Annotated in this window: 12 protein-coding genes; 6 read left to right on the top strand and 6 right to left on the bottom strand. The window is 57.7% G+C overall.

Features of this window, described 5'->3' with window-relative positions; all coding sequences use genetic code 11:
• Positions 1-18 precede the first annotated feature (18 nt).
• From EYC79_RS02295 to dinB, 5 genes are all read right to left on the bottom strand, one after another.
• Positions 19-1,554 carry an ABC transporter substrate-binding protein gene (locus EYC79_RS02295; protein WP_130977031.1) on the bottom strand — a complete coding sequence of 512 codons (1,536 nt, stop codon included), beginning with the start codon at positions 1,552-1,554 and terminating at the stop codon, positions 19-21.
• A 39-nt stretch (positions 1,555-1,593) separates the two neighbouring features.
• Positions 1,594-3,429, bottom strand: a complete 1,836-nt coding sequence (locus tag EYC79_RS02290) for an ABC transporter ATP-binding protein (protein ID WP_205654299.1) — start codon at positions 3,427-3,429, stop codon at positions 1,594-1,596.
• Between the two features lie 470 nt (positions 3,430-3,899).
• Entirely contained in the window at positions 3,900-4,253 is a 354-nt protein-coding gene (locus tag EYC79_RS02285; RefSeq protein WP_130977030.1) for a hypothetical protein, read from the bottom strand.
• Positions 4,250-4,993 (bottom strand): exonuclease domain-containing protein, encoded by a 744-nt coding sequence (locus EYC79_RS02280; RefSeq protein ID WP_245495170.1) that lies wholly within the window; start codon positions 4,991-4,993, stop codon positions 4,250-4,252. The genes EYC79_RS02285 and EYC79_RS02280 overlap by 4 nt, the downstream gene beginning before the upstream one ends.
• A 36-nt stretch (positions 4,994-5,029) precedes the next feature.
• Entirely contained in the window at positions 5,030-6,127 is a 1,098-nt protein-coding gene (dinB, locus tag EYC79_RS02275; RefSeq protein ID WP_116493385.1) for a DNA polymerase IV, read from the bottom strand.
• 150 nt (positions 6,128-6,277) lie between these two features.
• Between dinB and EYC79_RS02270 the strand changes: the two genes are divergently transcribed.
• The gene (locus tag EYC79_RS02270) at positions 6,278-6,571 is read left to right on the top strand and encodes a hypothetical protein (protein WP_062599871.1); all 294 of its coding nucleotides are present in this window, start codon (positions 6,278-6,280) and stop codon (positions 6,569-6,571) included.
• 125 nt (positions 6,572-6,696) lie between these two features.
• Positions 6,697-7,587 carry a LysR substrate-binding domain-containing protein gene (locus EYC79_RS02265; RefSeq protein WP_112953802.1) on the top strand — a complete coding sequence of 297 codons (891 nt, stop codon included), beginning with the start codon at positions 6,697-6,699 and terminating at the stop codon, positions 7,585-7,587.
• Positions 7,588-7,593: 6 nt separating this feature from the next.
• Here the strand turns inward: EYC79_RS02265 and EYC79_RS02260 are convergent, their stop codons facing one another.
• Positions 7,594-7,860: a CBU_0592 family membrane protein gene (locus EYC79_RS02260; RefSeq protein ID WP_112953800.1), complete on the bottom strand. Its 267-nt coding sequence runs from the start codon at positions 7,858-7,860 to the stop codon at positions 7,594-7,596.
• A gap of 235 nt (positions 7,861-8,095) precedes the next feature.
• Between EYC79_RS02260 and EYC79_RS02255 the strand changes: the two genes are divergently transcribed.
• The 4 genes from EYC79_RS02255 to EYC79_RS02240 are packed head-to-tail and all read left to right on the top strand — an operon-like array spanning position 8,096 to position 13,036.
• The gene (locus tag EYC79_RS02255; RefSeq protein ID WP_112519694.1) at positions 8,096-9,658 is read left to right on the top strand and encodes an ABC transporter substrate-binding protein; all 1,563 of its coding nucleotides are present in this window, start codon (positions 8,096-8,098) and stop codon (positions 9,656-9,658) included.
• Positions 9,658-10,605 carry an ABC transporter permease gene (locus EYC79_RS02250; protein WP_062424349.1) on the top strand — a complete coding sequence of 316 codons (948 nt, stop codon included), beginning with the start codon at positions 9,658-9,660 and terminating at the stop codon, positions 10,603-10,605. The genes EYC79_RS02255 and EYC79_RS02250 overlap by 1 nt, the downstream gene beginning before the upstream one ends.
• Entirely contained in the window at positions 10,602-11,426 is an 825-nt protein-coding gene (locus tag EYC79_RS02245) for an ABC transporter permease (protein ID WP_062424350.1), read from the top strand. Before EYC79_RS02250 ends, EYC79_RS02245 begins: the two co-directional genes overlap by 4 nt.
• Entirely contained in the window at positions 11,423-13,036 is a 1,614-nt protein-coding gene (locus EYC79_RS02240; protein WP_116493384.1) for an ABC transporter ATP-binding protein, read from the top strand. The genes EYC79_RS02245 and EYC79_RS02240 overlap by 4 nt, the downstream gene beginning before the upstream one ends.
• The last annotated feature ends 82 nt before the right edge of the window (positions 13,037-13,118 follow it).

The following is a 13,118-nucleotide window of genomic DNA, read 5'->3' as shown; positions in this document are numbered from 1 at the left end:
GTCAAAGGGTCGAGAGACTTATTCGACGGTGACGTCGGTGAGCTTCAACCGGTTGTCCGGTGGTGCGACGAAACCCTTGACCCGCTTGTTCAAGCCGTAGATGGCATTGGTGTTGTAAAGCGGAAGTTCGAGTGCGCGATCAGCGGTGTAACTGCCGATCTCCTTCAGGATCTTTTCGCGTTCGGCACGGTCGGTCAGCGGGCGCTGGGATTCCAGCATCTTGTCCAGCTTCTCGTCCTTGTCGTACGGGTTCCACTTTTCGCCGGAGTGGTACATGGAGTAGGCCGTGTTGTCGTAGTCGAAGGTCCAGCCGCCCCATTTCTGCTGGAACATGGCGCCGGTCTTGCCCTGCGGGATAATGTCGTTCAACAGCACGTTGGTTTCGTAGGGCTTGATCGTTGCAGTGATACCGACCATCGAGAGGTAGCTGGAAATGACCTGAGCTACTTCGTTCATCGTTGCGTCATTGCCGCGAATGTCGATCTGGAGCGTCGTGCCCGGCTTCACACCGGCTTCTGCCAAGAGCTTTTTGGCAGCTTCCGGATCGTAAGGCAGCGGCTTCAGTTCTGGGTCGTAGCCAAAGGACAGTGCGCTCTGGAAGCTGGCGATTTCCGAGGCCTGTCCGGCGAGGATCGACTTCACGATCGTGCCGCGATCGACCGCCATGATGATCGCCTTGCGCACCTTTGGATCGGCTGTGACGCCGTCGCGCGTGTTAAAGCGCAGCGCATCGACCGTGGGCCCCGGAACGCTGACGATCTCAAGTTTGGAGTCGCCTTCGATAACAGGGATCATGCCGATTGGAATGGTCGGCGGGATGACCAGATCGACGCGGCCAGCCTGAAGTTCCGCCACTGCGGTCGCCGGTTCGGCGATGAAGCGGTATTCCAGTTCCGAGAGCTTCGGAGCGCCGCCCCAGTAATCGGGGTTGGCTTCCAGCTTGATGTTGTTTTTCGGTGCGTAGGACACGAACTTGAACGCGCCGGTGCCGACAGGATTAAGGTTGAAGTTGTCCTCTCCCTTTTCCTGGATGTATTTCGGCGGCACGATCATGGCGCCGTAGCCTGCCAGCTTGGTCAGCAGCACGGGATCGGGCGCCTTCAGCTTCATGTCCACGGTGTAGTCGTCAATAACATCGACGCTTTCGATCGACACATAGTTGGAGCGCTGTGGGCCCTTTGCACCCTGTTCGCCTAGAAGGCGCTCGAAGGTGAACTTGACCGCGGCTGCGTTAAAGGGCTCGCCGTTGTGGAACTTGACATTCTGGCGAAGCTTGAAGCGGATACGCTTGCCCTCATCCAGTTCTTCCCAGGATTCGGCAAGGCCCGGCACCAGTTTCAAATCCGGACCACGATAGGTGAGACCGTCAAAGATGTTGGTGGCGACCGCCGCCCACTGAACCAGAAAGGTGTCGATCGGGTCCCAGCTACCCGGATCCTGCGGGCTGGAAATGGTCATTTTGCCGGCGGCAAGAGCGGGCGATGCCACGAATGCAACGCTGGCCAAAGCCAGCGATGTCACAGCAGCGGATATTCCCCTTTTGATTATTCTCATCTTCTGTTTCCTCTTCAGATGGTGTGAACGTTGGATCGGTCAGGCACTTTGAGCGATGAAGTGGCCTGGGTTGATTTCCCGATGGACAAGGATTGGTGGTTCGTCGCCCACGCGGCGCACCGGATTGGGGATCTCACCTTCGATCATGGCGATGCGACGCTCGATAGTCGGGTCGGCGACCGGGACGGCGGAGAGCAGCCGGCGGGTGTAATCATGCGTGGGCGTCTCGAACACCTGGCGACGGCTTCCCATCTCCATGATCTGACCGAGATAGAGCACCGCCACGCGGTGGCTCATCTTCTCAACCACGGCCATGTCATGGCTGATGAAGAGATAGGCCAGCCCGCGTTCGGCCTGAAGATCCATGAAGAGATTGATGATCTGGGCCTGAATGGAAACGTCGAGCGCCGAAAGAGCTTCATCGGCAATGATCAGCTTCGGATCGGATGCGAGGGCACGGGCGATACACACACGCTGCCGCTGGCCGCCGGAAAACTCGTGAGGATAGCGCGAGGCGTGTTCGGACGTTAGTCCAACGCGCTCCAGCAACTCATCCACACGTCGTTTCACGGCCTTGTTATCGTTGATCAATCCGTGAGTGTTGATCGGCTCTGCAATCGAAAAGCCAACTGTCTTGCGCGGATCGAGCGAGGCGAAAGGATCCTGGAAGATGTATTGAACTTCCTGGCGCATGCGGAAGCGCTCGGGGGCGGACATCTGCGAAAAGCTGCGGCCATTGAACGAGATCTCGCCAGATACGGCGTTTTGCAATTGCTGGATGGTCCGTCCGATGGTGGACTTGCCGGAACCGGATTCACCGACCAGCGCCAACGTTTCGCCTGCATGAATGTCGAAACTCACCTTCTGGACTGCACTCAGACGATGGGTCGTCTTGCCGAACAGGTTCTTGCGGATGTCGAAACGCACGAAGAGATCTTTGACGGAGAGAAGCGGCTTTTGATCGTATTTTGCCGTGTCCTGGACACGCTCTTCACCGACGGTGACGGGTTCGCCATTCTGCAATACGGTCAGCGGCAAGCGTTTGGGATAGTCTTCGCCTTCCATGCTGCCAAGGCGGGGAACAGCGGAGAGCAGGGCGCGCGTATAAGGATGTTTCGGATTGGCAAAGACCTCCCTGACCGGACCTTCCTCGACCTTTTTACCCTTCCACATCACGACGACATCATCGGCCATCTCTGCCACCACGCCCATATCGTGGGTGATGAAGACCATGCCCATGCCGAGTTTCTTCTGCAGGTCGCGCATGATGTTGAGGATCTGCGCTTGAATGGTGACATCGAGTGCGGTTGTAGGTTCGTCGGCAATCAAAAGTTTCGGCCGGCAAGCGAGCGCCATGGCGATCATCACGCGCTGGCGCATGCCACCGGAGAGCTGGTGGGGATAGCGATTTAACAGTTCGGCCGCATCCGGCAGACGCACCATGTCCAGAAGCGAGCGAGCTTGCGCCATCGCAGCCTGTTTGCTCAGTTTCTCATGTAAAATCAGCACTTCGCAGATCTGATCGCCGATGGTGAAAACTGGATTGAGAGAGGTCATCGGCTCCTGGAAGATCATGGCGATCTCCTTGCCGCGGATCGACCGCATCTCCTTCTGAGAAGTTTTCAACAGATCCTTGTTTTCAAATAGAATTTTCCCCGTCGGATAGGTCGCACCCATCATATCTGCCAGACGCATCGTCGAGAGTGAGGTGACGGACTTGCCCGATCCTGATTCACCGACAACTGCAACAGTCCGACCCGCCTGCACCGTAAAAGACAGATCGTCCACGACGCGGCTTTCGCCAAACTCAACGCTCAGACCTTGGACGGAGAGGAGCGGCTTGCTGTTGTCCATAAAAGTAATGTCCTTCGTCATGCTCATACCAGCACTCTTGGTGCAAGGACCGTGCCAGTGTCGCAAAGGTGGAGGACATAAGCATTGTCCACGCCAGCTGCGCAGGCGCTAGAATTGGTCACAGGGTCGCTTTTGAGGCCGATGAGCAGCATCGTACTGGTTTCCTCCACAATACAGGTCGACGCTAACAAAGGCGAACAATCCTGTCCATCCTGTTGAACAATTTTTGCATATTGCCCTACAAATAGTCACATGCTTTCGCATTGGGCGAGAGGTGCACGCGATGGGCCGGCATGGCATGGCATGATCACGCGTTTTGAAACTGGATGCGGGTCGGCCGAGCTTTTCGGGTTTGAGGCATCTTAACCGGATGCCGCCGAGCGCGGATGAAGACGCCGAACGCGATCCGCTCGACGGGAGTGACATGGAGGGACTGGAACCTTGGGGGCCTTTGACGAGGCATTCATAAATTGAGCTGTCACCCTGTCCGCTCAATTACCGTTGGCACGGTCTTCTTCGGCAAGCTGCGAAAACCAGGCCGCATAGGCTGTGTTCTTCACGAGATGCCGATTAAGATCCGGCTCCCCATCGTCCCACCACACCTTTCCCCTCTCGCCGAGAGCGATCTTGGCTTCGTCGACCCGCGCTCTCGCTTGCGCCAGCGCTACACGATCGCCCTTGGCTTGCCGAACCGCTCGCCTCGCGGCCATCAGTTCCTTGACCAACCGTATCCTGGTCTCTTCATCCAGAGCGGGATCGCTTTTGCGCCAGAGGCGCCCGCGGACCACGAAGTACCGACCATCCGGCGTGTCAGGGTAAGAGAAGGGCTTTTCACGACTGCTCACAGCAACGACCCCTGCGCCGGTTCCAAGTCCTGCTGCGTTTCCATTTCACCGCGCCTTGTCAGCTCGGTTTGTGCGCTGAAGCGCACGTCGCTATCCCGGTCTTGAAGATAACTGATCAGCGTTTCGGTGCTCAGGCGGTCCCAACCTTTGCCGCGATCGGGACCGGCGGGCACGCGCGGCAGCAGCCCTGGCTCGGCGCTCCAAGCCAAGAGCTCTTCGAGCGAGGCGGCGTTCAGCATATCGCGCAGGTGATGGGCGGTCACATAGGCGTCTGGCATGGCGCGGTGTGCCGGCAGGCCAATCTCATGCGCCAGGCCTTCCGGCATGCGCAGATAGCGTAACATCTGATTGGAAAAACGCGGCAATTCGGGCCAAACCCGCAGCGCACATTTCCACGTGCAGATCCATGGCAATCCTCCCGTCAGCCGAGCCGTGCAATATCGCTGTTCGAAGGCTGCGCGGTGGGCTGCAAAGGCCACCACGCCTCCCTCGGGGCGCAAGACGCTTGGCGCCACTTCCTTCCAAAACGGGGCGTCCGCGACCTGCTCGTCAAGAATATGATGGATGGCCATTGTGTCAGCCGTGATCGGGCGACCGGGATTGACGAAGCGGGCGCCGCGCTCGTTCGTCAGCGCCCAACGTCTCCCTTCTACAAGTGCGACATCCTGCCAGCCGATTTCGCAAACGTCGTGGGCGCCGTTGCCGGCGGTCTCCAAATCAATCACGCGGATGCGGTGCACTGACACCTTCAGCTCTTCCCTAGGCTCTTTCATTGATCATAAATCGAAGCCGAGCTGAGGTTGTTCCCCGTCGTCTGAAATGCTCTCGTTGGTGAGGGAGGAAAGAGTGACTCCGAGCAAGCGAACGGACCGTTTGAACGGATAGACGGTCGCAAGCAGTCCCGCAGCGGTTTCGAGGATCGCGTTGCCGTTGGCGAAGGGGACAGCGCTGCTTCTGCTGCGCGTCGCTTGCGTGAAGTCGGAGTACTTGATCTTCACGGTGACGGTCTTGCCGCTGAAACCTCTGGCCTGGCAGTAGCTCCAGACCTTCTCGGCAAGTGGCTTCAACTCGTCGGTGGCCAGACTGAGGTCATCAATATCCTGCATGAAAGTGTCTTCAGCACCGACTGATTTTCGTACACGGTCGGGTCTGACCCGGCGCTCGTCGATGCCACGCGCGATGCCATAGAAATATGGCCCCGACTTGCCGAAGTGATGTGTCAGAAACTGCAAGGTCTGCGCCTTGAGATCGGCACCAGTTTCGATCCCCAATCTGCGCATCTTCTCGGCAGTTGCCGGTCCGACGCCGTGAAACTTCTTCACCGCGAGGCCCTCGACGAAAGCAGGCCCGCGCCTGGGTGTGATTACCGCCTGACCGTTGGGCTTGTTGAGGTCCGATGCCATCTTGGCGAGAAACTTGTTATAGGAAATTCCGGCGGACGCGTTGAGGCCAGTCACCTTTTTGATCTTTTCGCGGATTTCCAGCGCAATCTCAGTCGCGATCGGCATGTCCTTCAAATTTTCAGTGACATCCAGATAGGCTTCATCAAGCGATAGCGGTTCTATCAATGGCGTGTATTCGGCAAATATCTCCCGGATTTGCTGCGAGACGGCGCGGTAGACTTCGAAGCGTGGTCTGACGAAAATCAGGTCGGGGCACTTTCGTGCTGCGGTCACGGAAGGCATGGCTGAATGCACGCCAAAGGCGCGCGCCTCGTAGCTCGCTGCTGCCACGACGCCACGCGCCGCAGCGCCACCCACGGCAAGAGGCTTTCCGCGAAGATCAGGATTATCACGCTGCTCGACGGAGGCGTAGAATGCGTCCATGTCCACATGGATGATCTTGCGAAGCGGCGAGGGGTCGTTAAAGCTCATGGAGGCCAGAGAAGCTGTTTCGAACAAAAGAAGAACATAGCATGTGTGGTGGCATGCGCCAAGACATCGCGGCCAGAAGTTTGTTGCGTTGATGAAACCAGCGGACCGATGGGGAGTTTGACCTACTCACTATATCTCAGGAGATCCGTTATGGCCGACAACGCCACCAATACCATTCGCGCGACATTCGAAACCCGCGAGGCCGCCGACCTTGCTGTCGAACATTTGGTGCAGCAGCACGGCATTGCTCGCCCGGATATCTTCATCCAGTCGGCTTCCGACGAAAACACCACAGGAACGGAATCGTCACGCGGCGACGTGAAGCGCGCCGACGCTCCCCACGAAGGTGAGATCGAAGTGTCGGTCGATATCGCAGCAGACCAACTGCAGGCCGTTCAGCGCAGTTTTGGTGACGCCGGGGCGATCCGCGTTTCAGGCCGTTGAAGCAAAACGTCAAGCTTAGGTGGCGGCCTATGGGTTCTTGCAAGTGAGCTTGCCGCCTAAGTCAATAACGACGTTGATGATCCCGCGTTGTGGATGTATTTGATCCGGCAACGTCAGGGATCAAAATGCAGACCTTTTCTAGATTGCCGCCACTTGAAGCGCTCGTTGTTTTCGAAGCGGCATCGCGTCTCGGTAGCTTTTCCCGTGCAGGCGTCGAACTCGGCCTGACCCAAAGCGCGGTCAGTCGCCAAATCGGCAAGCTGGAAGCATTCATCGGCTCGAAACTGTTCGAACGGGTGCCGACAGGCGTGCGATTGACGACTGTGGGCGAGAATTATTCGATCGATGTCTCCCGACTAATCCTTGATATTGCAAGTGTCACGGATGGTGTTCGCTCCTGGACGGGTGCCAGCCAGATCACGATTGCCTGTTCCAGAGGGATCGCCGATCAGTGGTTTATGCCTCGCCTCAAGAAACTGAAGAACGATATTGCAGGGCTTGAACTCAGGCTGCGCGTTACCGACGACGTTGCGCATTTGCGGCTGGACGAATTCGATCTTGCAATCTTCTACCGCAAAGAAAGACCGATTGGGGTTTGGCTCTCTGAGCTTGGCCAGGAAGAGGTGGTCCCGGTCTCTGGCGCTGGCGCATTGTTACTGGAAGAGCAGAAGGCGCCGGTCCTCATTTCCATTGAAGACTCCATGCGCGAGTGGCAGGATTGGGGCGATTGGTGGCGATCATCAAAGATGTCACCGCCGCAGGATGCAGTGCACTGGAAACTTGGAGATTACGGGCTGTGTGTCGCCGCTGCCTCCCAGAGTCTCGGCACGACGCTCGGCTGGACATGGCTCATCCGCGATCAACTGGACAGCGGTGTCCTCGTTCCGGTGCATAGCCACACGATGCGATCCGAAGGACGATTTTATCTCATGCGGCCTGCTGACCGACATCAGCGAAAGATCGTGCGCGAAGTGGCCGACTGGCTGATTGCAAACAACAAGGCGACCGCGCGCTGATTTTCGTTACGCTTGCACCACACGCGCTCTGCGCCGACGATCCAGCATGAAGCGTGCGTAACCGATCAAAGTGAATATCAGCCAAGCCACCTGCGAAATCAGGGAGCCAAGATTGAAATTCCATATCAGCGAATAGATCAGGAGAACGCCGCCTAGGATGTTGAGAATGGTGTAGCGACCGTCTTCAACGCTCAGAATGCGCAATTGCAGCAGGGCATATGCGATGAGATAGAAAATTGCTCCTGCAAGGCCAACAATGTCCGCAAGCCCCATTTATACGCACTCCGTAACCGCCTATTATAGACGCTTGGCCACGCCGGCTCATTCCGGCGACGCTCGTGTACTCCGCTTCGCAAACAAGCGGATACGCTTTGATTTCATGACCCCATGCGCAAAAATCATACCCCAGCTTACGGCTGCGTCTCTAGTGCCGAACCGCTGAGTACGATAGGCCAAGCCCCCGAGAGCCGTCCCATGAACGGCGATGATAAAAACAGGGAACTGCACCATGACACACTCCCCATCTTCCTTTTCGCTCGACCGACGTAGCTTCCTCATCGGCGCCGCCGGCCTGACGGCGCTTTCCGCTGGCTTCATCACACATGCCAGCGCGCAAGACGCTCAAACTCCGAAGAAAGGGGGCGTGCTGAAACTTGGTATCGGCGGCGGTAGCACCACAGACAATCTCGATCCGCGCATCTTGAAGGACTGGGTACCCGTCAATCAGGCCTTCATGATCATGAATGGTCTTGTCGAGATTGACGCCAACAATCACGCGGTTCCAGAATTGCTTGAAAGCTGGGAAGCGCAGCCGGGTGCCAAGGAGTGGGTGTTCAAGCTGCGCCAAGGGGTGACCTTCCATAACGGCAAGGCGCTGACGGTCGAAGATGTGATTTATTCGATCAATCTCCACCGCGGCGAGACCACCTCTGCAGCGCGTTCTATCGCGTCTGCGCTGAAAAGCGTCGAGAAAGTCTCAGACAGCGAAATCAAGATCGTCCTTGAAAGCGGCAACGCCGACCTTCCCTACATTCTCTCCGACTACCACTTCCTTGTCGTTCCCGAAGGATGGACGGATTTCAACAAACCTGTCGGTACGGGGCCGTTCGTGTTCGAAAGCTACGATCCCGGCGTCCGGTCGCGTTTCACGCGCAATCCCAACTATTGGAAGCCGAACGCCGCGCATGTCGACGCCGTCGAAGTGATCGTCATCAATGATATCGCTGCGCGCACCAATGCCATGATGTCGGGCCAGGTTCATGCGATCAACCAGCTTGATTTCAAGACGGTCGATCTCCTGCGTCGCAACCCTAACCTCAACATCGTTCAGTCGGCTGGTGGCCAGCATTTCACATTCCTGATGGATTGCACGCAGGCGCCCTATAAGGACAACAATGTCCGCCTCGCCATCAAGCACGCAATCGATCGCGAACAGCTTTTGAAGACCGCCCTGCGTGGCTATGGCCGCCTCGGCAACGATCATCCGATCCCAAGTTCCGATCGCTTTTACGCGGCCGACCTGCCGCAGCGCCCTTACGACCCCGAGAAGTCCAAGTTCTATCTGAAGCAGGCTGGGCTCGATACGTTGAAGGTCGAGATATCGGCCTCGGACGCGGCTTTCTCCGGCGCGGTCGACGCAGCAGCGATTTTCCGCACCAGCGCTGCCAAGAGCGGGATCGATGTGTCGATCAAGCGCGAGCCAGCGGATGGATACTGGGACAATGTCTGGATGAAGGCGCCGTTCTGCATGTCCTATTGGGGCGGACGTCCGACTGCCGACCAGATGCTGACCATTGCATACCAGTCCACCTCGGCACAGAACGACACGCACTGGAAAAACGAGACCTTCGACAAGAAGCTGATCGAAGCCCGTGCGCTTCTGGACGATGCCAAGCGCAAGGAAATCTATGCCGAGCTTCAGGCGCTTATCTCGAACGAGGGCGGCGCGATGATCCCGATGTTCGGCGATTATCTCGACGCCACCTCCAAAAAGCTCAAAGGCGTCACCACGCACCCGATGTTCAACTTCATGGGTGCTCGTCTCGCTGAAAAGGTATGGTTGGACGCGTAATGACTATTCTTATCCTAAAGCGCATTGCTTTGGGTATTCTGACGCTACTGCTCGTGTCGGCGCTTATTTTCGCCGGCACGCAGCTTCTTCCTGGTGACGTGGCGTCAGCAATACTCGGACAGAATGCAACGCCCGAGTCTCTCGCTGTGCTGCGCACGGACCTCGGTCTCGACCAACCGCTGCTGCATAGATATTTTGCCTGGCTCGGCGGGTTTGTAACCGGTGACCTCGGCAATTCTCTCGCCAACCGGCAGCCCGTCGCGGATCTTCTGTGGCCACGGTTCTGGAACACCATGGCACTTGCGTTCTACGCTGCCGTGATCTCCGTGCCAGTTGCCGTTCTTCTGGGGCTCTTGAGCGCGATCTGGCGAGGCACTGTCTTTGACCGGGCCGTCAATATCGCTGCTCTCGCCTTTGTGTCGCTTCCCGAGTACTTCCTCGGCCTGCTGCTGATCCTGTTCGTTTCCGTGCAATACAATCTCCTGCCGAGCCTTGCGGACACATATCCCGGAATGAGTATGGGAGACTGGCTGAAGGCGACGACGCTTCCGGCTCTGACGCTTGTTTTGGTAACGGTCGCCCAAATGCTGCGAATGACCCGGACGGCGGTCTTGGCCGTCATGGATCAGGCCTATGTGGAGACCGCTTATCTGAAGGGTCTACGCACGAAGCGGGCCGTTCTCCGCCACGCGCTTCCCAATGCCGCGGCCCCAATCGTCAATGTCGTATCCTTCAATATCGCCTACCTGATCACCGGCGTCGTTCTGGTCGAGGCGGTGTTTAATTACAACGGGCTTGGTCGCTTCATGGTCGATGCCGTTTCGAAACGCGATCTACCGCTGGTGCAAGCGGCGGCGCTGGTGTTTGGCACCGCCTACGTCATCTTGAACATTATTGCCGACGTTACGGCCATCGCGCTCAATCCGCGCCTGAGGCATGCCCGATGAAATTCCTGCGTACTGTTTCACCGACGGCATGGATCGGTCTGTTCATCATTTCACTCAACATTATCCTGTTCTTGGCCGGGCCCCATATCGCGCCTTTCGGGCAGGAGGAGATCGTTGGATCGCCCTTCGATCCGCCTTCGGCTGCCCACTGGTTCGGTCTCGATCAGAATGGCCGGGACATGCTGTCGCGCATTCTCGCTGGCGCGCAGATGTCCATTGGCGTTTCGCTCGCCGCATCTTTGTTGTCGTTTACCATCGGCATCACGCTTGGTTTCATCGCCGCTATTTTCGGCGGCTGGCTCGACACCATCCTCTCGCGCATCGTTGATACCGTCATGTGCATTCCGGTGTTGATCTCGGCCTTGGTCGTCTTGCAAGCGTTGGGATCGTCAATCCCGGTTCTCATCGTCACCATCGCGCTGCTGGACTCGACCCGCGTGTTTCGTCTGGCACGTATCGTTGCGCAAGGGATCAATGTTCTCGAATATGCCGAAACCGCACGTCTGCGGGGCGAAGGTCTTTTGTGGCTGGTTTTCAAGGAAATCCTGCCGAATGCGCTGCCGCCGCTGATTGCGGAATTCGGTCTGCGCTTCTGCTTCACGTTTCTCTTCGTTGCCGGCCTGTCGTTTCTGGGCCTCGGTATTCAGCCGCCTTTCGCCGACTGGGGCGGTATGGTGAAGGATAATCAGCAGGCTATTCTTTACGGCCTTTATGCGCCGCTTTATCCCGCTGCCGCAATCGCCATCTTGACCATCGGCATCAATCTTGTGGTGGACTGGTTGCTGGCGGGACGTAGCGCTATTCAAGGAGCGGACCGATGAGCGAAGACAAAGTCCTTCAAATCCGTGGCCTGAAGGTCGCAGCCCCCAACGGCGCCATTCTGGTCGATGGCATTGATCTCGACCTGTCCCGCGGTGAGGTCAAGGGCCTCATTGGCGAATCGGGGGCGGGGAAATCCACGATAGGCCTCGCCGCCATGGGCTACGGTCGAAATGGCTGCCGCATCGTTGACGGCGAGATCGTCGTCGATGGCATCTCTTTGATGAAGATCGGCCGCGCTGGACGTGAGGCGGTGCGTGGCGCGCGTATCGCCTATGTCGCACAGAGTGCTGCTGCGGCTTTCAATCCGGCGATGAAAATCGGCGATCAGATCATCGAGGGGCCTCTCTATCACGGCATCATGAACCGGCAGGAGGCACAAGCCTGGATGCTGGAGCTGCTTGAGGCGCTGCAACTGCCGGATTTTCGCAATTTCGGCAATCGCTACCCGCATCAGGTTTCCGGTGGTCAGTTGCAGCGCGCCATGGTCGCAATGGCGATGTCATGCCGCCCAGACATCCTCGTGCTGGATGAGCCGACCACGGCTCTGGACGTCACGACGCAGATCGAGGTTCTCGCACTGCTGCGCGATCTTATCCAGCGGTACAAGACTGCAGCCCTTTATATCACGCACGACCTGGCGGTGGTGGCGCAGGTGGCCGATAGCATCACGGTCTTGCGCCATGGAAAGCGGGTGGAGGAGGGGAGCGCCGAGCAGATCCTCGAGCATCCTCAGGAAGAGTACACCAAGCGTCTTGTCTCGGAACGCGAAACGAGCATGGCGGGGCAAGGGGTTCACCACGAAAGTGGCGAGGTCTTGCTGGATGTGCGTGACGTGACGGCTCATTACGGCCGCAAAAAGGTATTGGACAATGTCCATCTGACGCTTCGCCGCGGTGAGACTCTCGCCATTGTCGGCGAATCCGGGTCGGGCAAGTCCACGCTCGCACGCGTTATCGCGGGTCTGCCGCCTCATTCGTCGGGAGTGATCTCACTCGCCGGACACAGGCTTGCCGACAGCTACAAGAAGCGCAGCCGGGAAGAGCTGCGCCGTATACAACTCGTCTATCAGCTACCGGATGTGGCCCTCAACCCGCGACAGGCGGTTGGCGACATCATCGGTCGTCCCATGTCATTTTATTTCAACATGAAAGAGGATCAGCGTGTTTCCGAAGTCGGACGGTTACTCGATCTTGTCGGACTACCGCGAGACTTTGCCGAGCGACTTCCAAAGGCGCTTTCGGGCGGCCAGAAGCAGCGCGTCTGTATCGCCCGCGCTCTTGCAGCGCGTCCCGATCTCATCATCTGCGATGAGGTCACGTCTGCGCTCGACCCCCTCGTGGCAGAAGAGATCTTGCGATTGCTGCGCTCGTTGCAGGATGAATTGTCTGTCTCCTATCTGTTCATAACCCATGATCTGGGTGTCGTTCGCAGACTGGCGGACCGGACGATGGTGATGCAGCATGGCGTGATCGTTGAAACGGGCATAACCGCAGATGTTTTTGCCCCGCCTTACAAGCCCTACACCGAGCAGCTCATCACCTCAGTGCCGGAACTGCGACGAGACTGGCTTGATGGGGTGCTGGCAAAACGCGCAATCTCCGCCGCTTGAGGACGATGGCGATCTCGGATCGCCGTTCAAAATCCTGTCGTCGCTACTGGAGTCCCGGTAAGGCGCATAATCTGACTGGAAT

Source organism: Agrobacterium cavarae, from assembly GCF_004310285.1.
GTDB classification, from domain to species: domain Bacteria; phylum Pseudomonadota; class Alphaproteobacteria; order Rhizobiales; family Rhizobiaceae; genus Agrobacterium; species Agrobacterium cavarae.
This window is presented reverse-complemented; position numbering and strand designations above follow the sequence as displayed.

What these genes read in the sequence shown, in the direction of transcription:
- EYC79_RS02295 (WP_130977031.1), bottom strand. Translation starts at nt 1,554, where the DNA reads ATGAGAATAATCAAAAGGGGAATATCCGCTGCTGTGACATCGCTGGCT.
- EYC79_RS02290 (WP_205654299.1), bottom strand. Translation starts at nt 3,429, where the DNA reads ATGACGAAGGACATTACTTTTATGGACAACAGCAAGCCGCTCCTCTCC.
- dinB (WP_116493385.1), bottom strand. Translation starts at nt 6,127, where the DNA reads ATGAGCTTTAACGACCCCTCGCCGCTTCGCAAGATCATCCATGTGGAC.
- EYC79_RS02270 (WP_062599871.1), top strand. Translation starts at nt 6,278, where the DNA reads ATGGCCGACAACGCCACCAATACCATTCGCGCGACATTCGAAACCCGC.
- EYC79_RS02265 (WP_112953802.1), top strand. Translation starts at nt 6,697, where the DNA reads ATGCAGACCTTTTCTAGATTGCCGCCACTTGAAGCGCTCGTTGTTTTC.
- EYC79_RS02260 (WP_112953800.1), bottom strand. Translation starts at nt 7,860, where the DNA reads ATGGGGCTTGCGGACATTGTTGGCCTTGCAGGAGCAATTTTCTATCTC.
- EYC79_RS02255 (WP_112519694.1), top strand. Translation starts at nt 8,096, where the DNA reads ATGACACACTCCCCATCTTCCTTTTCGCTCGACCGACGTAGCTTCCTC.
- EYC79_RS02250 (WP_062424349.1), top strand. Translation starts at nt 9,658, where the DNA reads ATGACTATTCTTATCCTAAAGCGCATTGCTTTGGGTATTCTGACGCTA.
- EYC79_RS02245 (WP_062424350.1), top strand. Translation starts at nt 10,602, where the DNA reads ATGAAATTCCTGCGTACTGTTTCACCGACGGCATGGATCGGTCTGTTC.
- EYC79_RS02240 (WP_116493384.1), top strand. Translation starts at nt 11,423, where the DNA reads ATGAGCGAAGACAAAGTCCTTCAAATCCGTGGCCTGAAGGTCGCAGCC.